Below are 20,860 nucleotides of genomic sequence, written 5' to 3'. Positions count from 1 at the left end.
TTGTCGGGCTGTTCCTGTTGCAAGCGATGAAACAGACGAACTGGAGATGTCCGATCATGTCCGAAGCACCCAAGTCAACAGCTATGACCGAGCTTCTGTCCATACTCGACCTTGAGACGCTTGAACACAACCTGTTTCGAGGTCGCAGCCCCCAGGTGGGCTGGCAGCGGGTTTTTGGCGGCCAGGTTATCGGACAGGCGCTTGTTGCGGCACAGCGCACCGTTGACCCGCTCCGGCACGTACATTCCCTGCATGGTTATTTCATGCGGGCGGGCGATCCCAAAGTGCCGATCATCTACGAGGTCGACCGCATCCGCGATGGTTCGAGCTTTACCACACGGCGCGTTGTGGCAATCCAGCACGGCCATGCCATCTTCTCTCTGGAAGCCTCATTCCAGATTGAGGAGGAAGGACTCGAGCACCAAAAGCCGAAACCGTTGGATGTTCCCGAACCGGAAAATCTCATTTCTGACAAAGATATGAAGGAGCAATATCTCCAGAACGCTCCCAAGATTATCCGGCAATATTGGGAGCAGGACCGGCCCATCGAGATCAAGCCGCTTTCGCTTCGGCATTATCTGACCCGCGATAAGCTCCCACCTGAGCAGAGCGTGTGGATAAAGGCCACCGGTCCCGTGCCGGAGGATCGTGCGATCCAGGCAGCAGTTCTTGCCTATCTTTCAGACATGACGCTGCTCGATACGTCGCTTTACGCGCATGGCCGTAATATTTTTGATCGGGATCTGCAGGTTGCCAGCCTCGACCACGCCATGTGGTTTCACAGGCCCTTCAGTTTCGATGATTGGATGCTCTATACCGCAGATAGTCCCAGTACATCGGGCGCCAGGGGCTTCAATCGTGGCGCACTTTATAGCCGTGACGGCACTTTAATCGCCTCTACCGCGCAGGAAGGCCTAATTCGTGTGCATAGTACGGAGTGAACTCTGATCGCCACCTGCTAATCGCCTAAATTTTAGGCATATTGCTGCATTGCACTGATATTGTAAGCCGAACTTAAAAAATATCTTTTTGATTTCAGTATATTAGAAGTATTTTTCGAATCTGGCACGGAACTTGAATACTCGTGAGCAGTCACCAATGGCCTATGGCCAGAGGCGATGGGTTCAACGCGGTTGCTGAGAGTTCAGATAATTCCATCTGAGGGGCACCGCGCAAAGCGCAGGGGTATAGTCAATGAAAATTGTGATGGCCATCATCAAGCCGTTCAAGTTGGACGAGGTGCGCGAAGCACTCACCGCTGTCGGCATCCAGGGCCTGACCGTCACTGAGGTGAAGGGTTACGGCCGCCAAAAGGGGCACACCGAAATTTATCGTGGCGCGGAATATGCCGTCAGCTTTCTTCCCAAACTGAAGGTGGAAGTCGCTGTCGCATCCGATCTCGTCGATACCGCCGTCGAAGCCATCACTGCCGCCGCCAAGACCGGCCAGATCGGTGACGGCAAGATTTTCGTTCTCAGCATCGAGCAGGCCGTCCGTATCCGCACGGGCGAGACCGACACCGAAGCGCTGTAAATTATTGGGGTTCAAGGAGAGCATAATGAAAATTCCAAACAGTTTAACCAAAGCGGCAGGCAGCTCCCTTCTGGGATCGCTGGCTTTGACCGCATTCGGCTCGCTGGCCGCTTTTGCGCAGGAAGCAGCGCCCGCCGCTCCTGAAGCTGCAGCTGCAGCCGTGGCGACAATCAACAAGGGCGACACCGCCTGGATGATGGTTGCCACAATCCTCGTCCTGTTCATGATCCTCCCGGGTCTTGCCCTGTTCTATGGCGGTCTTGTCCGCGCCAAAAACGTTCTGTCAGTGCTCATGCAGTGCACAGGTATCACGGCTGTCGTGATGATCATCTGGGTTGTCTATGGTTATTCTTTTGCGTTTGGCGGCAGCACCAGCCCTTATTGGGGCGGATTGGGCAAAATTTTCCTTGCCGGCGTTACCCCTGATTCTGCCGCTGCCACCTTCACCGATGGCGTCCAGATTCCGGAATTGGTTTTCATCTGCTTCCAGATGACATTCGCTTGTATCACTCCGGCGCTTATCGTCGGTGCCTTTGCTGAGCGTATCAAGTTCTCGGCGACCATCCTGTTCGTCGCGCTTTGGGTTACCTTCGTTTACTTCCCGATTGCACATATGGTCTGGGATGCAAACGGCCTGATCTTCGGCTGGGGCGCTCTTGATTTCGCGGGCGGTACGGTTGTTCACATCAACGCGGGTGTTGCAGGTCTGGTCGGCGCTATTGTCATCGGCAAGCGCGCAGGTCTTGGCCGCGATATGATGGCTCCGCACTCCATGCCGCTGACCATGATCGGTGCTGCAATTCTGTGGGTTGGCTGGTTCGGTTTCAATGCCGGTTCGGCGCTCGAAGCCAATGGCACAGCGGCGCTTGCCATGATCAATACCTTCACCGCAACAGCGGGTGCTATCGTAGCTTGGGTTGCCATTGAAGCCTTTGCTCGCAAGACAGCATCCATGCTCGGTGCAGCATCAGGTATTGTTGCCGGTCTGGTCGCAGTCACGCCAGCAGCGGGTACTATCGGACCGGTGGGCGCAATCGCCCTTGGCGCGATTGCCAGCGCGATCTGCTACTACATGGTCGCAGTGGTCAAGCCGAAGCTCGGTTATGATGACAGCCTCGATGTGTTCGGCGTGCATGGCATTGGCGGTATCGTTGGCGCTATCGGCACTGGTATCTTCACCAGCGCGGCCCTTGGCGGCACAGGTTTCGCCGATGGCGTAACAATGGGCAGCCAGGTCTTTGTACAGATCAAGGCAGTTGCCGTGACCATCGTATGGAGCGGTGTGGGTTCGTTCATCCTCTATAAGATCGTCGACGTGCTGGTTGGCCTGCGTCCAACGGCCGAAAACGAGTCTATCGGTCTCGACCTCACCTCACATGGTGAAGCTGCCTATCACAATTGATAGCTGCACCCATGGATTTCGAAAGGCCCGGTTTTCCGGGCCTTTTGTTTTGAGGTTAGACCTTCGTTGAATTTGCCCGCCCGAACTTGATATGCAGTCTTACGCGCGGAGGACTGCATGCCGGGCTATGTCTACATCCTTGCCAACCAGCAATATGGAACGCTGTACATCGGTGTGACGTCCGATCTCGTCACGCGTGTTTACGATCATCGTGAACGCAGAACTCCCGGATTTGCATGGAAATATGGCTGCAAGCGTCTGGTCTGGCACGAAGAGCATGACCGGATTGTCGATGCAATTCAGCGGGAAAAATCCTTGAAACGCTGGTACCGGCAATGGAAGATAGGATTGATTGAAGGAATCAATCCAAATTGGGACGATTTGCAGAGATCAGCGAAGCACCTTCTCAATATCCAAAATCTAAAACGGGCATTCAAGATCGGTCCTCGGGTCAAGCCCGAGGATGACGGAAAGGGGCGTGCCAAGATCAGGGCGAGGCGAAGTCTCCGTCAGCATCCTCTGCTAACCTGACAATTTCCATGACATTCGCCCATGGTTAATAGCCCCTTAACCATCCACCCCGTAAGTTTGGAATCAGCTCCGTGGATTGCACAGCCACAGGGATAGACTCACGTGGGACCGGATTTCATGCGTCAAGGTTATTCAGCCTCTTATGCCATCGATGACGATAGGACTGGCTTCTACAGCCTTTTCCGCAGGCAGATAAATATTCTGATCGGCTTGGCGATCCTTTGTCTTGTCGCTTTGGCTGTCGGTAGTCTGGCAACTTGGAATGTGCTTGATCCAAGCTTCAGTCATGCCACGTCCAATCCCACGCAAAACGCCCTTGGTTATGCCGGAGCAGTGTTCTCCGATCTTGGAATGCAGTTTTTTGGCCTGTCGACAGTTGTTGCTCTGATGCCTGCCGTGTTCTGGGGTGGGTTGTTCATGACCGGTCGCGGTGTTGACCGCATGGCGCGGCGCGCTGTTGCCTGGTTCTGCGCGTCGCTGCTTGCTGCAGCCATGGCCGGTTGTTTTGCCATACCCGAAAGCTGGCCAATGCCCATTGGTCTTGGCGGCGTTCTCGGAGATATGGTTCTCAAGATTCCTGCTATTTTCACGGGCACTTTCCCGCGCGGTGGCCTTGCCATGATCCTGGTCGGTGTCCTTGCCGTTCCTACTTTATGGATATTTGCCTTTGCCAGCGGTCTTACCTATCGCGGCAGCGAGCCTGCCATTGCCAAAAAGACAACGCGTCACGTGGCCGAAGCCGATGACTTCGACGATGACGAGGATGAGGATGATGAGCGCGAAGGCGGAGGCTTGCTTGCTCTGGGTGCTGTCACGCATTTCTTTTACAGTACGCGTGCCTTGTTCCGCCGTCTCTCCGGCAGGGGCGCCGGAATCTATAATAGCGCGCGTAATATTGGCGCTCGCCATGATGATGGGTTTGATGACATTCCGGTGTCGCGTCAAAAAGTCAGCAATAATGGCGAACGCCGCGAGCCAGGCTTTTACAGCGCATCGCCGCAAATTGAAGCTCCGTCGATTGAAATCGACAATGATGATTTTGACAGCCAAGCTGACCGCTTTGATCCCTTGGCCTTCAGCGACGAAGATGAGGCCGTGGATGACTGGGCACCGCAGGCAGCCCCCGCCCGCCCGTCAGCGAAGCCCGCGACCCGCGTAGCAACCCCGGCGCCAGCTCCAAAGGCTGGAGCGCGCATTCAGCGCGAGGCGCAAGCCTCGCTTATCAAATCTGATGGTTTTGAAATGCCACCGCTGCATTTCCTCAGCGAACCAAAGAATGTCGTGCGCAACCCCAGCCTTTCCAAAGAGGCATTGGAACAGAATGCGCGTCTTCTTGAAGGTGTCCTGGAGGATTTCGGTGTACGCGGCGAAATAATCCACGTCCGGCCTGGCCCGGTTGTCACGCTTTATGAGCTGGAACCAGCGCCTGGAATCAAATCCTCGCGCGTCATCACGCTTGCCGATGATATTGCCCGCTCCATGAGCGCGATCGCTGCTCGCGTTGCCGTTGTCCCGGGCCGCAATGCTATCGGCATTGAGCTGCCCAACCAGACACGTGAAATGGTTTATCTGCGCGAACTGCTGGCCAGCCGCGATTTTGAGCAGACCAAAACCAAGCTTGCATTGGCATTGGGCAAGACCATCAATGGCGAGCCGGTCATTGCAGACCTTGCCAAGATGCCGCATTTGCTCGTGGCTGGTACAACAGGCTCGGGTAAATCTGTCGCCATCAATACCATGATCCTCTCCTTGGTCTACCGGATGACGCCGGAACAATGCCGCCTGATCATGATTGATCCGAAAATGCTCGAACTTTCCATCTATGACGGCATTCCGCATCTGCTCACTCCGGTTGTTACCGACCCCAAGAAAGCCGTTGTGGCGCTCAAATGGACGGTCAAGGAGATGGAAGACCGCTATCGCAAAATGTCGAAAGTCGGTGTCCGCAATATTGACGGCTTTAACCAGCGCGTTGAGCAAGCCCGGCAGAAGGGCGAGCGCATTGCGCGCACGGTGCAGACCGGGTTTGACCGCGCCACCGGCGAGGCAGTCTATGAGACCGAAGAACTCGATCTGACCGCGATGCCCTATATTGTGGTCATCATCGACGAAATGGCCGACCTCATGATGGTTGCCGGCAAGGATATTGAAGGTGCCGTGCAGCGTCTGGCGCAGATGGCGCGTGCCGCCGGTATTCATGTGATCATGGCGACGCAGCGTCCGTCAGTCGATGTTATCACGGGTACGATCAAGGCCAACTTCCCGACTCGTATCTCCTTCCAGGTTACCTCCAAGATCGATTCGCGCACCATCCTTGGCGAGCAGGGCGGCGAGCAGCTGCTTGGCATGGGCGACATGCTCTACATGGCTGGTGGGGGACGTATTCAGCGCGTGCATGGACCATTTGTTGGTGACGATGAAGTTGAGAAAATCGTTCAGCACCTCAAATTACAGGGCGTGCCGGAATATCTTGATTCGATCACCGAGGAAGATGATGAGGACGATGGCGGGGCAGGACCTGCAGGAACGTCCAATCTTGAGGATTCCGATGACCCCTATGATCAGGCCGTCGCGGTCGTGCTGCGCGATAAAAAAGCTTCGACCAGCTATATCCAGCGCCGTCTTGGCATCGGCTATAATCGTGCTGCTTCGATTATTGAACGCATGGAAGAGGAGGGGCTTGTCGGCCCGGCCAATCATGCGGGCAAGCGTGAGATTCTCGTACCAACACAGGATGATGATTTTTAACAGGCAAAAAGGCATTAAACTGCTGAGACTGCTTAAAAATTCAAACATAACGTAACGGCACATCATGCGTTATGGAACTGAGTCCTTCCAGTTCCTGTGGCAGTCCGGTGTTACGTGACGGAAATATGGAACCGGGTGCCGCAACCCGCCGTTTCTTAGCCATACTCAAGCCAAACTGATCGAGTATTGCTTAAGGCAAGATGACAGGAGACCCTAAACCCATGAAAACCATCACAGCATTGTTTCGCGTTGCAGGCCCGCTCGCACGGCGCGTTGTAGCTGCTTCGATACTTGGCGTGGGACTCCTTGCTGCACCGGCTCTTGCTCAGAATGCGGTGCCGGGCGCAGCCCAGCAAATTGCCAATCAGTTTTCGAGCGTTAAAACCCTGACAGGTGACTTTGTCCAGTTTGGCCCGCGCGGGGAGCAGACCGAGGGAACGTTCTATATAGAACGTCCGGGCAAGATACGTTTCAACTACAACAAGCCATCACCGATTCGTGTCATTTCGGATGGCGAATCCGTTGTGATCAATAATCGCAAGCTCGACACATGGGATTTGGTCCCGCTGTCGAAGACGCCATTAAAGCTGCTTCTGAGCGATCAGATTAATTTGACCGGCAATACGGTCAAATCGGTCAAAGAAGAGCCCGATATGACAACGATCGTTCTTGGCGACAAATCAATCTTCGGTAATTCGACCATAACGATGATGTTTGATCCGAAGACTTTCGAACTGCGTCAATGGACTATCACCGATGCGCAGGGGCTCGATACGACAGTGATGATCACCAATGTCCGTACCGGTGTTCGCTTCGCCAAGGATATGTTTACAATTGACTACACCCGCATTGCGATGAAGAATAAATAAGGCTTGAACAGTCGTTCAAGCTGGCGATATCCGGTTCCAATCATCCGTAACTTGTTTTAGTCTTGCTGCTCATTCACCACCCGCGAGACTAATTTTCCATGCCTTTTTCCGTTGCTACCTGGAACATCAATTCGGTGCGCTTGCGCTTGCCGCTCGTTCTGCAATTTCTGCGCGATTATCAGCCTGACGTGCTGTGCCTGCAGGAAACCAAATGCCCCGACGATTTGTTTCCGCGGGAAGCTTTCCACATGGCCGGTTATGAACATATCGAAATCAGCGGCCAGAAAGGGTATCACGGGGTAGCAACGCTCTCCCGCCGTCCTTTGACCGAACCGGCACGTGTTGGTTTTTGCAATATCCCCGATTGCCGTCATTTGAGCACATTTGTAACTGCCGGCTCAAAGCGGATGCGTATCCACAATTTCTATGTTCCGGCAGGCGGAGATGAACCCGATCCGGAGATCAATCCCAAGTTCAAGCACAAGCTCGGTTTTCTTGACGAGATGAAAGCGATGAATGCGGTCTATGGGGATGGCCATGCCTCATTGCTGGTGGGCGACCTCAACATCGCACCGCTTGAAACCGACGTCTGGTCGCATAAACAGTTGTTGAAGGTTGTAAGTCACACGCCCATCGAAACGGAAGGTCTGGAAGCCTTGCGCAAAAATGGCGGCTGGAGCGATCTGATGCGCCATCATATTCCACCCTCCGAGAAAATTTATACATGGTGGAGCTATAGGGCCGCCGATTGGGCGGCGGCGGATCGTGGCCGGAGACTGGATCATATTTGGGGATCGCCCGACCTTGAGGCCGATCTGAGAGACATCACAATCCTGCGTGAAGCACGCGGGTGGGAACGACCCTCCGACCACGTTCCGGTTATCGCGCGGTTTGATCTGGATTAATCCGATTTTGAGCAGGATTTCCGCGATCTGACATTAAATTCCACAAGATGCGGCGATTTTTGCCGAGAAAAGGTCGATTCTTGCTGAAGATTTTCAATCGTAGCGAGAAAATCAGTTGTGTAGAGGCGAGTTAGCTCTCGCCAAACAGCTTTTCATACTTGGAAATTTCCGCGATCATTTCGGTCAGATCTGAGGAAATCTGGTCGTGCAGCGCAGCGGCAATTTCCGGATATTCTTCAAGGATACGCCGGAACAATGAGCGGTTGAGACGGATGACCTCGGTCTCAGTGTCTGCCATTGCGCTGGTGAGGCGCTTGGTCTGGGCGATGATTGCCATTTCGCCAAGAACCGCTCCTGGCCCCACGGTTTTCAGAGCGACGCGACCGGAAGGACCTTCGCGGAACAAGGAAATCGTACCGCGATCAATGACATAGGCGCAATCAGCCGACTGACCCTCGCGGTAAAGCTCGCGACCTTCCCGCAGCACAAGCCGCTCTGTTCCGAAGGCGAGCAGACGCAACTGGTCGCGCGTAAACGTGCCGAACAGTCCCACTGTCTCTAGAATGCGAATATCATCTTCAATTGCCATGCAATTACAGACATATACCTAGATTGACCCGATCGGCATCAAGGAATGAGCTTGTATCCCCCGCTTTCCGTGACGAGTATGGTTGAATTCGATGGATCCTGCTCGATTTTCTGCCGTAGTCTGTAAACATGCGTCTCCAACGTGTGCGTAGTCACCCCAGAGTTGTATCCCCAGACTTCCTCCAGAAGAATATCGCGCGTGATGACCTTGCCACCAGCGCGATACAAATATTTGATAATTGCGACTTCTTTTTCAGTCAGCCGGATTTTGCCGCCCTTTGCATCGATCAGCATTTTCTGGCCGGGCTTGAACGTATAGGGGCCAACAACGAAGGTAGCGTCTTCGCTCTGCTCATGCTGGCGCAGCTGCGCGCGAATGCGCGCCAGCAGTACAGCGAAGCGGAATGGCTTGGTGACATAATCATTGGCGCCGGATTCCAGGCCTAGAATCGTATCAGAATCAGTATCATGGCCGGTCAGCATGATCACCGGAGCCTTGAAACCGCCCTTTCGCAAAAGCTTGATGGCTTCACGTCCATCCATGTCCGGCAAGCCGACATCCATGATCAACAGGTCAACAACGCCATTGCGGGCGGCCTGTATGCCTTTAGTCGCATTGTCTTCCTGAACAATCTGAAACTCTTCATAAAGGCTCAGTTGCTCAACCAGAATGGCCCGCAGGTCTGCATCATCGTCGACGATTAGAATGGTACGTGCTGTCATGGGATCTCCCGCGGATGGAAAGAAGTCGTTGGAATTTAAGTCGAATTCTACAGGAAAGAAAGAGCATCGACTTGATATTGCTTATGCGGCGCATCAGTCTGACATAAAAATGCTTTTTATGAGGCAAGCATGCCACTAACCACTTTGAAGTATATCGATGTCCGCCCGCGCCCCGGCCACAAAAGCCAAGGCCAGCTGATTGCTGGCCCGATCGTCTTGCGTTGCGCACTTGGCAAGGGCGGTATTACATCGAGGAAACGTGAGGGCGATGGTGGAACTCCCTTGGCATCCATGCGGCTTCTTTATGGGTTTAAAAGACCGGATAAACAGGTGAAGGCTACGGCGCTATTGCGGCTTAATCCATTGAAAACAAACGATGGGTGGTGCGAGGTCAGCAGTGACCGCAACTATAATAGGCAAGTTCAGGTACCCTATAATGCGAGCCACGAAACCATGTGGCGCAAGGACGATCTGTACGATGTCTGTATTGTTCTTGACTGGAATATCCGGCCACGCAGAAGGGCCGGGGGCAGTGCGATATTCTTCCATCTGGCGCGGCCGGGCTATACACCAACTGAGGGCTGTATTGCTTTGAGTCGCGCAGATATGAACCGACTTTTGCCGCTTCTATCGGATAAAACAATCATTCGTGTGCTGCGTTAGGTTGGAAAACGCCAAACCGTGGTTTTCTTGATTTCAGCATCTTCAAGAACGCGCGTCACCGGAACCGAATAAACAGCCAATGGCTGAAGAGAACCCTTGGGAAAATAAGATCGCCCCGGATCGCCGACGATTACCTCGGCGCCGCGCGAAGCAAGTTTGGCAAACCAGGGAAGAAGCAGGTCTGCCAAAGGTTTGTCATAGAAGACATCGCCTGCCAGCACGACATCCCAACCCGCATCTGTGCCAATGAGATCAGCTATCTGCACGTCCATCACCACATCATTGGCAGCGGCGTTGAGGAAGATTGCGGGTTGAGTAAAAGGATCGATATCGCAGCAAAGAACATGTTTCGCATTGGCCATCGCAGCGGCGATACCAACCAAACCTGAGCCTGAAGCGAAATCAATAACCGAGCGGCCACTGACCATTTGCGGGTTATCAATTACATAGCGGGCGACACCTTGCCCGCCCGCCCATGCAAAGGCCCAAAATGGTGGCGGAAGCCCGATCGTTGCGAGTTCGTCTTCCGTGCGTTGCCATAGATCATGAGCTTCATCGGCGAGATGAAGCTTTATCTCCGGAACGTGGGGCGGTGATTGTATTGACGTATTTGCCAGTATGAATTGGCGGTAGCGTTCACTGGTTGGATCTAGCGCAGTATCAGTGATCATTTGGGGGCTGGAACGAGACCACCCATCCGGCAAACTTCTTCCCACTCGTCCTCGGTAACCGGTTGTACGGAAAGCCGCATCGAAGTGACAAGTGCCATTTTCTCAAGCTTTGGATTGGCTTTGACGTCCTTGAGAGTCACCGGCTTTGGCATATCTTGAACCGCGCGGATATCAACGCAATCCCAGCGCGGATCATCAGTTGTCGAATCCGGATGGCTGAGTGCGCAAACTTCGACGATACCGACGACTTCGAGACCCTCATTGGAGTGATAGAAGAAGCCTTTATCGCCAATCTTCATGGCGCGCATATTATTGCGGGCGAGATAGTTGCGCACGCCGGTCCATTCTGTGCCCTTAGCACCTGCAGCTTTCTGCTTTTCCCACGACCATGCGTCGGGTTCTGATTTGTACAGCCAATATGCCATGTTGAAACCTATTTGTTGTCCGGATTCTTGATTGCCCAATTCCAAGGGCGGATATCGACAGAGGCGAAAAGTCCTGCCTTTGCATAGGGGTCATTGGCAGCTATCTGCTTTGCTGCCTCCAGATCGACAGAATCTACGACGACCAGACTGCCATTTGGCTTTGTGTCATCGCCCAGAAAAGGGCCGGCGAATTTTAGCTGATCACCAAGGCCATTCAGATAATCAAGATGCGCGGTCCGCGTATCAAGGCGCAATTGCAGGCTATCGGGCTTGTCGTTGCATAAAAACGCAAAAAGCATCCTATTCTCCTAGTCCTCATTTTTGAGCGGTCTTGAAAGCAGCGCTTCCATAGCCTCATCTACAGTAATGTCCGCAGCCAATATTCTTGCCACGGCTGAAATGATCGGGACATCGATAGCATGGCGCGCGGCGAGTTCAACTGCAATGGAGGCTGTTGCGACGCCTTCTGCCAGCGGACGCCCCGTCAAGTCTTCGCCTTTGCCCAATGCAAGACCGTAAGAGTAATTGCGCGATTGCGGTGTCGAACAAGTCAGCATGAGATCGCCAAGCCCGGAGAGGCCCATGATAGTCTCGGATCTTGCCCCCAAGGCATGCCCAATCCGGCGCAGTTCAACGAAACCGCGCGTCACAAGCGCCGCCTGTGCGCTGGCACCATATCCCCTGCCTATAGCGGCACCGGCGGCAATAGCGAGCACGTTCTTCAGTGCTCCGCCGATCTCAACGCCGGTTACATCATCTGTCGAGTAACAACGGAACGTTGTGCCTGAGAGAGCGACGGCAATGCTGTCAGCCAGCGCTTGATTACGGGACGCGACGGTTACTGCGGTAGGCAACCCCTTTGCAACGTCACTTGCAAAGCTTGGCCCCGAAAGTATGCCAAGCGGATGACCGGGAAGTATTTGACCTGCCACCTGCGACATGAGAAGTCCGGTGGATCGGTCAATTCCCTTGGCGCAGATGATCAGCGGTGTAGACGCGGGAATGTGATCTTTAAGCTCGTTTAAAGCCGTCGAAAGTGCCTGCGCCGGAACAGCGCACAGAATATACTGTCCATGTGCTAGAGCGGTCCGGGCATTGTTGCTGGCTGTCAGTAATGGGTGGAGGGAGATGTTCGGCAAATGGGCATCATTGCGATGCGTGTTATTTATCGCTGCGACTGTGGTGGAATCACGGGCGTAAAGCACCACTGAGCTGCCATTGGATGCAGCCATTGTTCCAAGCGCCGTACCATAGGCGCCCCCGCCCAATACGGCGATTGGTGGCCGCTCATTCATGCCTTTGCTCCACGACGGCCGGCGCCGATCAGGGGTGCGGAATACATATCCAATGGCCAGCGTGAGCGCGGCGCAATATTGAGGGAATCGGGAGGTGTCTGGTTTGCCCGTTCGGCACCCGCCCATGCGATCATGGCCGCGTTATCTGTACATAGAGCCATTGGAGGAGCAATGAAACGAAAGCCATGCTTGTCGCAAAGCTGCTGGAGCACGCTGCGCAGAACCTTATTTGCGGCAACACCTCCGGCAACGACCAAAACAGGATGATCTACAACAGGAAATGTTTCGCGAAACCGCATAAGAGAACGTGCAACGCGGTCGTCCAGCGTATCGGCCACGGCGGTCTGGAAAGCTGCGCAAATATCATTGACATCCGTTTGAGATAGCGGTTCCAGACTGGTGGCCAGTTGTCGCACGGCAGTTTTGAGGCCAGAGAAAGAAAAATCCAGGCGTTCTTCACCCTTCAACGGGCGCGGGAGGGAGAAACGCGTCGAATCGCCGAGCATTGCCGCCTTTTCAACCTCAGGTCCGCCCGGATAGGCGAGCCCGAGCATTTTGGCGGTTTTGTCGAATGCTTCACCAAGCGCATCGTCAATGGTCGTGCCAAGTCGCTCATAGTCTCCCAGTCCCTTGACCAGAACCATTTGCGTATGGCCGCCGGAAACGAGGAGCAAGAGATAGGGAAATTCAATGTTATCGGTCAGGCGAGGTGTCAGTGCATGACCTTCAAGATGATTGATTGCATAAAATGGTTTTTGGCTTGCCAAGGCTATTGCCTTGCCGGTCATCAGTCCAACAATCAGTCCGCCAACAAGCCCTGGTCCCGCAGTTGCGGCTATGGCGTCAACATCGTTGAGCGTCAAATGCGCTTCGTGCAGTGCTTGTCCGATAAGCCGGTCGAGCACTTCAACGTGAGCGCGTGCGGCAATTTCCGGCACGACACCGCCATAGGGCGCGTGCTCTTCGATTTGGCTTAAGACGACGTTTGAAAGAATAGTGCCATGGCCAAGCTCATCACGCTCGACAATGGCTGCCGCCGTCTCATCGCAGCTTGTTTCAATACCCAGAACCCGCATCGATATCCTTCGTCGCATTGCCCGTCGAATAAAAGCCCGTTAGTAGAGGCCATGAACATGGAACTCGCGTAACACGGACTGCGGCCAATGCAAACAAAAACGCTCAAGATCGGTACACGTGGGAGTGCTCTTGCGCTTGTGCAAGCCCATGAGACACGCGACCGGTTGGTCAAAGCTCATGGTTTGAACGAGTCCGATATAGAGATCGTCGTTATCTCGACAAGTGGCGACCGGATTCAGGATAGGCCCCTGTCGGAAGTTGGCGGCAAAGGTCTTTTCACATTGGAGATTGAAGAACAGCTTGCGGATGGGCGTATTGATTTTGCTGTTCATTCCTCGAAGGACATGCCGACATTCTTGCCCGAAGGGCTGCATCTGTCGGTGTTTCTTGAGCGTGAAGATCCCCGGGATGCTTTCATCGGACGGGACGTTAAATCGCTGGCTGACTTGCCCTTGGGCGCAATTGTGGGCTCTGCATCACTTCGGCGTCAGGCATTGATCAAGCGCCTTCGGCCTGATCTGAAACTTGTCAATTTTCGCGGCAATGTGCAAACGCGCCTGCGCAAGCTTGCCGATGGAGAAGTTGACGCAACATTTCTGGCCTATGCAGGCTTAAAGCGCCTTGATCTTGGCCATGTCGTAACGGAGTTGATGGATTCCAGGGCTTTTCCTCCAGCACCAGGACAAGGTGCAATCACGGTCGAAAGCCGTATTGGCGATGACCGGATCGACAACCTGCTCGCTCCGATCAATCATCTGCCAACTTCGACTGCCCTGGCTTGCGAGCGTGCGTTCCTTGGCACTTTGGATGGTTCCTGCCGGACCCCGCTCGCCGGGCTTGCGACAATCTCGGGTGAGGTATTGCATTTCCATGGAATGATCTTGCTGCCTGACGGTAGCGAGGTTCATGAGGTTACCGGTGAGGGATTTGTTGCCGATGCCGCACAAATCGGACGCGATGCGGCGCTGCGTGTTCGGGAAATGGCGGGTGCTCATTTCTTTACGGATTGGCTCTGATATGAAATCTGTTTTGGTTACACGGCCCGAACCCGGAGCAACCAGAACAGCCCAACGACTGGCCGATTTGGGCTTCCAGCCTCTGGTTTTGCCGCTTAGTGCAATCAAACCCCTGCCAATATCACAAGTACCCAGGCACTATGATGCCGTTGCATTTACCAGTGCGAACGCGTTGCGGCATGTGCCAGAAGAATTTCTTGCCACGCTTTATGACCTTCCCTGTTTTGCGGTTGGTAGCTCCACCGCGCAAATAGCTCGTGCAAAAGGTTTCAAACAGGTTCTTTCGGGAAACGGGGATGGGCTATCACTGGCTGCACAGATCAATAATTCAACGTCTGAAAACGCACGGATACTTTACCTTACCGGGCGAGTCAGGGCGCCTCAGTTTGAAGATATTCTGGGGCAGTCCGGTCGAAGGGTGATAGCAATTCCTGTCTATGACACGATTTTGAACCATTATGAGGCCGATTATTTGGCCCAGTTTTTCGAGTCATCGCCCGTCGATATTTGTCTACTCTATTCGAAAAGGGGTGCTTTGGCGCTTCTCGCCGTGATTGGCAAAGCGAATGCTCATCATCTATTTGAAAATGCACAGTTTTTATGTCTGTCTGACAATATAGCGCACATCGTTTTAGACCAGGGTTTCCGCCATGTCCACGTTGCCAGAGTGCAAGATGAAGCAGGATTATTTGAATTGCTGCATGCTTGATCCCGCCTGTTAGCAGCCAAGCTTGTACGACGGGTGGTTTCATATGAGGAACTTCCTTGCTAGCTTTAGAGTTCAATCGAAGCATCTGTTCCTGAAGAGAGTTTCCATGGCCAAATCTACTGTTCCGCGTCATTCCAAAACGACCCGCAAATCGATGACGATCGAACTGGAGCCCTCTTCGATACAAAAGTCCGCCGTACTCCCAAAAAATGTGCCGGAGCCGGAACCCGTAGGCTTTGATCCAGCAGCTAAAGCAACTGCAGCAGCGGCAGTTGAAACGGTCGAACGAAAGGTAAGTGCAGAGCCGCCATCCTCAGTGCCAAATTTCGGTCGCGCTGACCCGGCGCCGGACAAAAATCCGCCAAGGATGAGTTCTGTCAGCGCCGCCCCTCCCCAAAAGTCGACCGACTCATTGGGGCGACTCGTTTCAGGTCTCATTGGCGGTGTTGTTGTTCTTGCCGGTGCTGCTGCGCTGCAATGGGCTGGTATATTTCCCTCACCCAAGACAGACGTTTCCGCTTTAGAACAGCAGATCGCGCAGTTGCGGGATGCGCCGGCAAAACCGCTTGATGAAGCCAGTCAAACGGCGCTGAATGAGGCTTTGGCGAGCGCCAAGCAGGCAGCTGATCAGGTTGCTGGGCTAGCGGCAGAGTTGAGTTCGGTAAAACAGAGCCTTACTGAGATCCAAAACGGTGCTTCGCCTACGGGTGCTGCTGTCGACACCAGCGCTATCGATGCACGCATCGCGACTTTGGAAAAGGAAATCAGTGACAACAAGCAGCAGGCTGTTCAGGCTGATGGTGCGGCTGCGGGCGCAACAACAAGGCTTGACGCGCTCGAAGCGAAGGTCAATGACACGTCCGGACAAGCCAATATGGCGCTCGCAATGGCCGCAACGGGATTAAAGGCTGCCGTTGATCGAGGCGAGCCTTACAAAGCCGAGCTTGATACCTATCTGGCTGTTGCTCCGGCGGCAGGAGAGGTTGAATCGTTACGGCCAGCAGAAACTAAAGGCATACCCACCGTCAATGCGCTGGCAAGCGAATTTGGCGATGTCGCCGCCAGGATCATATCAAGCACCCGCACTGTCGACCCCAATGCCGGAATTCTGGATCGTCTCTGGGCGAGTGCATCTGGTTTGGTCGAGGCGCGACCAGTCGGTATGGTTGAAGGCGAGGGCGCCGACGCGATATCGGCGCGTATCGAAGCTCATTTAAATGCCGGTGATCTGAGCGCTGCGATTGCTGAGTGGGAAAAACTCCCAGATGCAGCTAAAACGGCGTCTGCAGATTTTGGCAGTGCTATGAAGGCACGGCAGAATGCAAGCGCAGTGGTGTCAAAAGCCCTGTCCGATGCCCTGAGCGGCATCAAGACCTCGACCGGTCAGGAGTAAGAAGATCATGATGCGCATTCTGTTCTTCTTCATTGTCGTGTTGTTGCTGGGTGTCGGCTTTGCCTGGCTGGCAGATCGACCCGGCGATCTGGTTCTGACCTTCGCTGGCATGCAATATAAAGTCAGTCTTATGGTGGCAGCAACGAGCATTGTTGCCATTGTTGCCGGCGTCATGCTGAGCTGGTGGCTGGTGAAAAGCATCGTCACCTCGCCCTACGCCTTGCGGCGGCATTTCCGTGCGCGCAAACGCGACCGTGGTTATCAATCACTTTCCACAGGCCTCATTGCCGCTGGTGCAGGCGATGGGCAAACAGCACGTTTGATGATCAAGCAGGCTGAAAAGCTTCTCAATGTCGATCAGGAGCCATTGATCAAACTGCTGGATGCGCAAGCTGCAATGCTTGAAGGCCGCACTGATGATGCGCGAGCCAAGTTTGAAGCCATGTTGGATGATCCTGAGACGAAGTTGCTCGGTTTGCGAGGGCTTTATCTGGAAGCACAAAGATTGGGTGCACGTGATGCGTCCCGCCATTATGCCGAAGAGGCTGCCTTGCTGGCTCCCAATGTCGAGTGGGCGGCTACCGCAGCACTTGGTCAAAAGACCACCCATGGCGATTGGGATGGTGCTCTGTTGCTGCTCGACAAGCAGAAAGCGACCAAGCAGATCGACAAGGAAAAGGCCAAGCGCGAGCGCGCCGTCATCCTTGCCGCAAAGGCAATCGAGACATATGAGAGTGATCCGACGAATGCGAAGCCACTGGCCATAGAAGCAAACAAGCTGGCTCCGGATCTTGTTCCGGCGGCAATCGTTGCGGCCAAGGCGCTGTTTGCTCAAGGCGATTTGCGCAAGGGTTCGAAAATTCTTGAGTATACCTGGAAGCGGGAGCCGCATCCCGGCGTTGCAGATATCTATGTTCATGCCAGGGTTGGGGATTCACCTATTGATCGCTTAAAGCGCGCGCGCCACTTAGCCGGGCTCTATCCGCATCATGCAGAATCCAATTTGGCAATTGCTCACGCTGCTCTTGCCGCTGGCGAACTCAAGGAAGCGCGTGAAGCCGCCGAAGCAGTTCTGCGCAGTACACCTCGTGAAAGTGCTTATTTGCTGCTTGCGGATATTGAGGAAGCGCAGACCGGCGACCAAGGCCGTGTCCGTCAATGGCTGTCCCGCGCGGTAAAAGCGCCACGCGATCCCGCATGGACCGCCGATGGCTACGTCTCCGATCGCTGGGCGCCAGCCTCCCCGGTAACGGGAAAGCTGGACGCATTTGTGTGGAAAGTCCCGGTAGAACAAATTGGTCCTGTGATCGATGCGGGCGATGATTTTGACAAAGCGTTGGCGACGGAGCCGTCAAGACCGGAGCAGCCTACAATAGAGGCAAAACCGATTTTACCCCCACGCAAACAGGACACAAAATCGCGGCCGGTGGAGCTCCCTGAGGATCAGGACGTGGTGGATGCGGAAATTGTGCCGTTTGAGCCGCCCACACAACAAACTGCAAAGGCTTCGTTAGACAAATCTTCGGCGAATTCGGATTCGCCCCAGAGAATTGCATCGGTTCTGCCACGGCTGCCGGAGAAGCCAGAGGAATCTACTAGCGAGCCATTTGTTGGACCGGTACCGGATGATCCAGGTGTGAAACCGGAGTATAAATCATCGCAATCGAACAAGAAATTCAAGTTGTTCTGATGGTGGTAAAAGCCATCGGGTCTTGTTTGCGGCAAGATGCACAGTAGCGGGATAGGACGACTCGGGCTATCAATTGAAAAGTGATACCAAAGCGGAAAGACTCCCATAAATGCTTGATCGCCTTGTTACTTTTTTTAAAACCTTACCGTCCGGTGAAAGTGGCGCCGAGCATTTTTCAAAATCTGATCCCCGTCTTGCGGCCGCTGCCCTCCTTTTTCATGTCATGGATGCAGACGGTTCAAGCAGCAAAGAAGAACGCAAGCGCGTCTCACAACTCATATCCAATGCTTATGGGCTGAAGGGCGAGGCACTGAAGCGCCTTTTGAATGAGGGTGAGCAGGCCGATCAAGAGGCAGTTGATCTTTACAGCTTTACCAGCATCATAAAGCGCAATCTTGACGAGGATGCCCGGATCAAATTCATTGAGTTGATGTGGGAAGTTGTTTTTGCAGATGGGGTTGCCCATGAACTTGAGGACAATGTTGTCTGGCGGGTTGCCGAACTGATCGGCGTATCCACCCGAGACCGGGTTACCATGAAGCAACGTGCTGCAGTTCGAGCCGAACGGGATGTGCCCGAAGAATAGGACAAAAGCGGATGTTCCAGACAGAATGGATGGAAGCGGCGGGTCATACACAGCGCCCAAAAATCCTCGCAGTTCTGCATCAGGAAAGATCTAGCACTGGACGCGTCGGACAGCTGCTGCTGGAAGCCGGGTTTGTGTTGGATATCCGGCGCCCGCCGCTTGGCGATCCATTGCCGGATACTTTGGAAAATCACGCCGGCGCTGTTATTTTTGGCGGGCCAATGAGCGCCAACGATCCAGAAGAATATATAAGGCGGGAAACAGATTGGCTGTCGGTACCGTTGGCTGAGGAAAAGCCATTTCTTGGTATCTGCCTTGGGGCCCAAATGCTGTCCAATCACCTCGGTGGAAAAGTTTCCCCTCATCCCGACGGGCTGGTCGAAATAGGCTGGTACCCTTTGGAACCGACAGAGGCTGGCAGGACCCTTATGGACTGGCCATCCATGGTCTATCACTTTCATCGTGAAGGCTTTGAACTGCCAAAATCAGCCACTTTGCTGGCTACGGGAAACACCTATGCCAATCAGGCTTTCCGCTACGGCAAGAATGCCTGGGGCGTGCAGTTCCATGCGGAGTTGACGCGCGCCATGATGCAGCGCTGGGTGGTTCGCGGGTCGGAACGGTTTTCGCTTTGCGGGGCCCAGCAGGGCCGGGATCATCTGGAAGGCCGGATGATCCATGACGCTGTTCTAAAAGCTTGGCTACAACGCTTTTTAGGTATTGTTTTCGGCGCTCCGGTTGCTGCCTAAAAGCTTCAGGTCCTGCCTTGCAAGTTACGAGCCTTGCGAAGCTGCGGAAACCACCAAGCCCACAATCCGGCAACGGCAACAGTTCCAATTCCACCAAACACCACGGCTGGAATTGTTCCAATCATAGAGGCCATGATCCCTGCGCGGAATTCTCCCAATTCATTTGAAGCGCCGACAAACACCATATTCACGGCATTAACGCGGCCACGCACATTATCCGGTGTCCAGAGTTGAAGCAGCGTTTCGCGAATGTAAACGCTGACCATATCTGCCGCGCCCATCAATGCGAGAACCACTATGGAAAGCCAGGCAAGGTTTGACACGCCAAACATGATTGTGAGCAAGCCAAACAGAGCTACGAAGACAAACATGATAAGTCCGGCATGATCGCGGATGGGATGGCCTGTCAACCAGACAGCGGTCAGGATTGCGCCGATACCGGGTGCCGCACGCAGCATGCCCAGCCCCCATGGTCCGAGCTCCAGAATATCGCGCGCATAGACGGGCAATAGCGCTACAGCACCACCGAGCAAAACTGCAAAAAGATCCAGTGAAATGGCACCAAGGACGACTTTCTCTTTCCAGATGTAGTGGAAGCCTGCCAGCAGGGTTTGAAGAGATTTTTTCTCATTCAATGTATGTTGCGTGGGTTTAGGAATGGAGAATATGGCGAGGACGGAAATGAGCAACATGATGCAGGCGACGCCATATGCTGCCACAGGCGATATACCGTAGAGCAACCCTCCGGCGACGGGACCAACCAGCGTAGCGATTTGCCAAGCCGAGGAGTTCCATGAAACGGCGTTCGAGAATATCTCTGCAGGCACGAGATTGACGACAAGTGACGAAGAGGCAGGGCCGAGAAATGCCCGCCCGACGCCGAAACCAGCCAGCACGAGGAAAACATGCACAGGGCTGAAGCTGTGTGTCACGGTAAGCAAAAGCAACAGCGCAGCGCAGATCAACTCGACGCCGATCGACAATCCCATGATGAGGCGGCGCCCGAAACGGTCCGATGCAGCGCCGGTAACCAGAACCAGCAAGAGCGCTGGTGCGAACTGCACGAGCCCCACCATGCCAAGATGAAAGGGATCGCGTGTCAGATCATATATCTGCCAGCCAACAGACACACTGATGATCTGAATGGCAAATGAGCCAAAAAATCGTGAAAGCCAGTAAAGTGTGAAGGAGGAGTGGCGAAAGGCGGCGTAACGATCGTGAACCGCATCCGTTGCAGGAATGGTCATTTCGGTGAGGAAAACTCCGGGAGATGGAAATTTCTTCTAG

Annotated in this window: 21 protein-coding genes and 1 pseudogene; 14 read left to right on the top strand and 8 right to left on the bottom strand. The window is 54.1% G+C overall.

The window, feature by feature from the left end:
- Positions 1 to 56: 56 nt before the first annotated feature.
- The 7 genes and pseudogenes from tesB to V9K95_RS06510 all read left to right on the top strand — a co-directional run bounded on the left by tesB (position 57) and on the right by V9K95_RS06510 (position 7,988).
- Entirely contained in the window at positions 57 to 941 is an 885-nt protein-coding gene (tesB, locus tag V9K95_RS06540) for an acyl-CoA thioesterase II (protein WP_115054410.1), read from the top strand.
- A gap of 253 nt (positions 942 to 1,194) precedes the next feature.
- Positions 1,195 to 1,533, top strand: a complete 339-nt coding sequence (locus V9K95_RS06535; RefSeq protein WP_008122182.1) for a P-II family nitrogen regulator — start codon at positions 1,195 to 1,197, stop codon at positions 1,531 to 1,533.
- Positions 1,534 to 1,558: 25 nt separating this feature from the next.
- Positions 1,559 to 2,935: an ammonium transporter gene (locus V9K95_RS06530; protein WP_115054409.1), complete on the top strand. Its 1,377-nt coding sequence runs from the start codon at positions 1,559 to 1,561 to the stop codon at positions 2,933 to 2,935.
- Positions 2,936 to 3,052: 117 nt separating this feature from the next.
- Positions 3,053 to 3,319, top strand: a pseudogene (locus V9K95_RS06525) (GIY-YIG nuclease family protein); the annotation flags it as partial.
- A 264-nt stretch (positions 3,320 to 3,583) separates the two neighbouring features.
- A complete protein-coding gene (locus V9K95_RS06520; protein WP_336440369.1) occupies positions 3,584 to 6,214 on the top strand; it encodes a DNA translocase FtsK in 2,631 nt (876 codons plus the stop codon).
- Positions 6,215 to 6,435: 221 nt separating this feature from the next.
- The gene (locus V9K95_RS06515) at positions 6,436 to 7,083 is read left to right on the top strand and encodes an outer membrane lipoprotein carrier protein LolA (RefSeq protein ID WP_115054407.1); all 648 of its coding nucleotides are present in this window, start codon (positions 6,436 to 6,438) and stop codon (positions 7,081 to 7,083) included.
- A gap of 98 nt (positions 7,084 to 7,181) precedes the next feature.
- Complete coding sequence (locus V9K95_RS06510; protein ID WP_336440370.1) at positions 7,182 to 7,988, top strand: exodeoxyribonuclease III; 807 nt, start codon at positions 7,182 to 7,184, stop codon at positions 7,986 to 7,988.
- Positions 7,989 to 8,118: 130 nt separating this feature from the next.
- On the opposite strand, the gene V9K95_RS06505 is transcribed toward V9K95_RS06510, so the two are convergent.
- Together V9K95_RS06505 and V9K95_RS06500 are read right to left on the bottom strand one after the other, a co-directional pair.
- Positions 8,119 to 8,577 (bottom strand): cyclic nucleotide-binding domain-containing protein, encoded by a 459-nt coding sequence (locus V9K95_RS06505; RefSeq protein ID WP_115054405.1) that lies wholly within the window; start codon positions 8,575 to 8,577, stop codon positions 8,119 to 8,121.
- A gap of 38 nt (positions 8,578 to 8,615) precedes the next feature.
- Positions 8,616 to 9,299 (bottom strand): response regulator transcription factor, encoded by a 684-nt coding sequence (locus V9K95_RS06500; protein WP_008122166.1) that lies wholly within the window; start codon positions 9,297 to 9,299, stop codon positions 8,616 to 8,618.
- A gap of 129 nt (positions 9,300 to 9,428) precedes the next feature.
- Between V9K95_RS06500 and V9K95_RS06495 the strand changes: the two genes are divergently transcribed.
- Entirely contained in the window at positions 9,429 to 9,962 is a 534-nt protein-coding gene (locus tag V9K95_RS06495) for a L,D-transpeptidase family protein (RefSeq protein ID WP_336440371.1), read from the top strand.
- On the opposite strand, the gene V9K95_RS06490 is transcribed toward V9K95_RS06495, so the two are convergent.
- From V9K95_RS06490 to tsaD, 5 genes are read right to left on the bottom strand one after another with little or no spacing between them, the layout of a single operon-like run.
- Positions 9,959 to 10,633 carry a class I SAM-dependent methyltransferase gene (locus tag V9K95_RS06490; protein ID WP_336440372.1) on the bottom strand — a complete coding sequence of 225 codons (675 nt, stop codon included), beginning with the start codon at positions 10,631 to 10,633 and terminating at the stop codon, positions 9,959 to 9,961. The two genes, V9K95_RS06495 and V9K95_RS06490, sit on opposite strands and share 4 nt — an antisense overlap.
- Entirely contained in the window at positions 10,630 to 11,058 is a 429-nt protein-coding gene (locus tag V9K95_RS06485) for an EVE domain-containing protein (protein WP_115054402.1), read from the bottom strand. The genes V9K95_RS06490 and V9K95_RS06485 overlap by 4 nt, the downstream gene beginning before the upstream one ends.
- Positions 11,059 to 11,066: 8 nt before the next feature.
- Positions 11,067 to 11,357, bottom strand: coding sequence for a YciI-like protein (locus V9K95_RS06480; RefSeq protein WP_336440373.1), 291 nt, complete (start codon positions 11,355 to 11,357; stop codon positions 11,067 to 11,069).
- Between the two features lie 9 nt (positions 11,358 to 11,366).
- Positions 11,367 to 12,353, bottom strand: a complete 987-nt coding sequence (locus V9K95_RS06475) for an NAD(P)H-dependent glycerol-3-phosphate dehydrogenase (protein WP_336440374.1) — start codon at positions 12,351 to 12,353, stop codon at positions 11,367 to 11,369.
- Positions 12,350 to 13,429, bottom strand: coding sequence for a tRNA (adenosine(37)-N6)-threonylcarbamoyltransferase complex transferase subunit TsaD (gene tsaD / locus V9K95_RS06470; RefSeq protein WP_336440375.1), 1,080 nt, complete (start codon positions 13,427 to 13,429; stop codon positions 12,350 to 12,352). The genes V9K95_RS06475 and tsaD overlap by 4 nt, the downstream gene beginning before the upstream one ends.
- A gap of 87 nt (positions 13,430 to 13,516) precedes the next feature.
- On the opposite strand from tsaD, the gene hemC reads away from it, so the two are divergent.
- The 6 genes from hemC (at position 13,517) to V9K95_RS06440 (ending at position 19,573) form a co-directional block, all read left to right on the top strand.
- Complete coding sequence (gene hemC, locus V9K95_RS06465) at positions 13,517 to 14,446, top strand: hydroxymethylbilane synthase (RefSeq protein ID WP_336440376.1); 930 nt, start codon at positions 13,517 to 13,519, stop codon at positions 14,444 to 14,446.
- Positions 14,400 to 15,155 (top strand): uroporphyrinogen-III synthase, encoded by a 756-nt coding sequence (locus V9K95_RS06460; RefSeq protein ID WP_336440377.1) that lies wholly within the window; start codon positions 14,400 to 14,402, stop codon positions 15,153 to 15,155. The genes hemC and V9K95_RS06460 overlap by 47 nt, the downstream gene beginning before the upstream one ends.
- Before the next feature lie 106 nt (positions 15,156 to 15,261).
- Complete coding sequence (locus tag V9K95_RS06455; RefSeq protein WP_336440378.1) at positions 15,262 to 16,548, top strand: COG4223 family protein; 1,287 nt, start codon at positions 15,262 to 15,264, stop codon at positions 16,546 to 16,548.
- Positions 16,549 to 16,555: 7 nt separating this feature from the next.
- Positions 16,556 to 18,238 carry a heme biosynthesis protein HemY gene (locus V9K95_RS06450; RefSeq protein ID WP_336440379.1) on the top strand — a complete coding sequence of 561 codons (1,683 nt, stop codon included), beginning with the start codon at positions 16,556 to 16,558 and terminating at the stop codon, positions 18,236 to 18,238.
- A gap of 109 nt (positions 18,239 to 18,347) precedes the next feature.
- Positions 18,348 to 18,824: a tellurite resistance TerB family protein gene (locus tag V9K95_RS06445; protein ID WP_115054394.1), complete on the top strand. Its 477-nt coding sequence runs from the start codon at positions 18,348 to 18,350 to the stop codon at positions 18,822 to 18,824.
- A gap of 11 nt (positions 18,825 to 18,835) precedes the next feature.
- Positions 18,836 to 19,573: a glutamine amidotransferase gene (locus V9K95_RS06440; RefSeq protein ID WP_115054393.1), complete on the top strand. Its 738-nt coding sequence runs from the start codon at positions 18,836 to 18,838 to the stop codon at positions 19,571 to 19,573.
- Between the two features lie 5 nt (positions 19,574 to 19,578).
- Here V9K95_RS06440 and V9K95_RS06435 read toward each other — a convergent pair whose 3' ends face one another.
- Positions 19,579 to 20,820 (bottom strand): MFS transporter, encoded by a 1,242-nt coding sequence (locus V9K95_RS06435; protein WP_115054392.1) that lies wholly within the window; start codon positions 20,818 to 20,820, stop codon positions 19,579 to 19,581.
- Between the last annotated feature and the right edge of the window lie 40 nt (positions 20,821 to 20,860).

It is taken from the genome of Phyllobacterium sp. CCNWLW183 (assembly GCF_037203775.1).
In the GTDB taxonomy this organism is placed as follows: domain Bacteria; phylum Pseudomonadota; class Alphaproteobacteria; order Rhizobiales; family Rhizobiaceae; genus Phyllobacterium; species Phyllobacterium ifriqiyense.
Note: the sequence above shows the minus strand (reverse complement) of the source record. Positions and strands in the feature narration are given on the sequence as shown.

Coding starts and splice junctions, on each gene's coding strand:
- tesB (WP_115054410.1), top strand. CDS start 57: ATGTCCGAAGCACCCAAGTCAACAGCTATGACCGAGCTTCTGTCCATA.
- V9K95_RS06535 (WP_008122182.1), top strand. CDS start 1,195: ATGAAAATTGTGATGGCCATCATCAAGCCGTTCAAGTTGGACGAGGTG.
- V9K95_RS06530 (WP_115054409.1), top strand. CDS start 1,559: ATGAAAATTCCAAACAGTTTAACCAAAGCGGCAGGCAGCTCCCTTCTG.
- V9K95_RS06520 (WP_336440369.1), top strand. CDS start 3,584: ATGCGTCAAGGTTATTCAGCCTCTTATGCCATCGATGACGATAGGACT.
- V9K95_RS06515 (WP_115054407.1), top strand. CDS start 6,436: ATGAAAACCATCACAGCATTGTTTCGCGTTGCAGGCCCGCTCGCACGG.
- V9K95_RS06510 (WP_336440370.1), top strand. CDS start 7,182: ATGCCTTTTTCCGTTGCTACCTGGAACATCAATTCGGTGCGCTTGCGC.
- V9K95_RS06505 (WP_115054405.1), bottom strand. CDS start 8,577: ATGGCAATTGAAGATGATATTCGCATTCTAGAGACAGTGGGACTGTTC.
- V9K95_RS06500 (WP_008122166.1), bottom strand. CDS start 9,299: ATGACAGCACGTACCATTCTAATCGTCGACGATGATGCAGACCTGCGG.
- V9K95_RS06495 (WP_336440371.1), top strand. CDS start 9,429: ATGCCACTAACCACTTTGAAGTATATCGATGTCCGCCCGCGCCCCGGC.
- V9K95_RS06490 (WP_336440372.1), bottom strand. CDS start 10,633: ATGATCACTGATACTGCGCTAGATCCAACCAGTGAACGCTACCGCCAA.
- V9K95_RS06485 (WP_115054402.1), bottom strand. CDS start 11,058: ATGGCATATTGGCTGTACAAATCAGAACCCGACGCATGGTCGTGGGAA.
- V9K95_RS06480 (WP_336440373.1), bottom strand. CDS start 11,357: ATGCTTTTTGCGTTTTTATGCAACGACAAGCCCGATAGCCTGCAATTG.
- V9K95_RS06475 (WP_336440374.1), bottom strand. CDS start 12,353: ATGAATGAGCGGCCACCAATCGCCGTATTGGGCGGGGGCGCCTATGGT.
- tsaD (WP_336440375.1), bottom strand. CDS start 13,429: ATGCGGGTTCTGGGTATTGAAACAAGCTGCGATGAGACGGCGGCAGCC.
- hemC (WP_336440376.1), top strand. CDS start 13,517: ATGCAAACAAAAACGCTCAAGATCGGTACACGTGGGAGTGCTCTTGCG.
- V9K95_RS06455 (WP_336440378.1), top strand. CDS start 15,262: ATGGCCAAATCTACTGTTCCGCGTCATTCCAAAACGACCCGCAAATCG.
- V9K95_RS06450 (WP_336440379.1), top strand. CDS start 16,556: ATGATGCGCATTCTGTTCTTCTTCATTGTCGTGTTGTTGCTGGGTGTC.
- V9K95_RS06445 (WP_115054394.1), top strand. CDS start 18,348: ATGCTTGATCGCCTTGTTACTTTTTTTAAAACCTTACCGTCCGGTGAA.
- V9K95_RS06440 (WP_115054393.1), top strand. CDS start 18,836: ATGTTCCAGACAGAATGGATGGAAGCGGCGGGTCATACACAGCGCCCA.
- V9K95_RS06435 (WP_115054392.1), bottom strand. CDS start 20,820: ATGACCATTCCTGCAACGGATGCGGTTCACGATCGTTACGCCGCCTTT.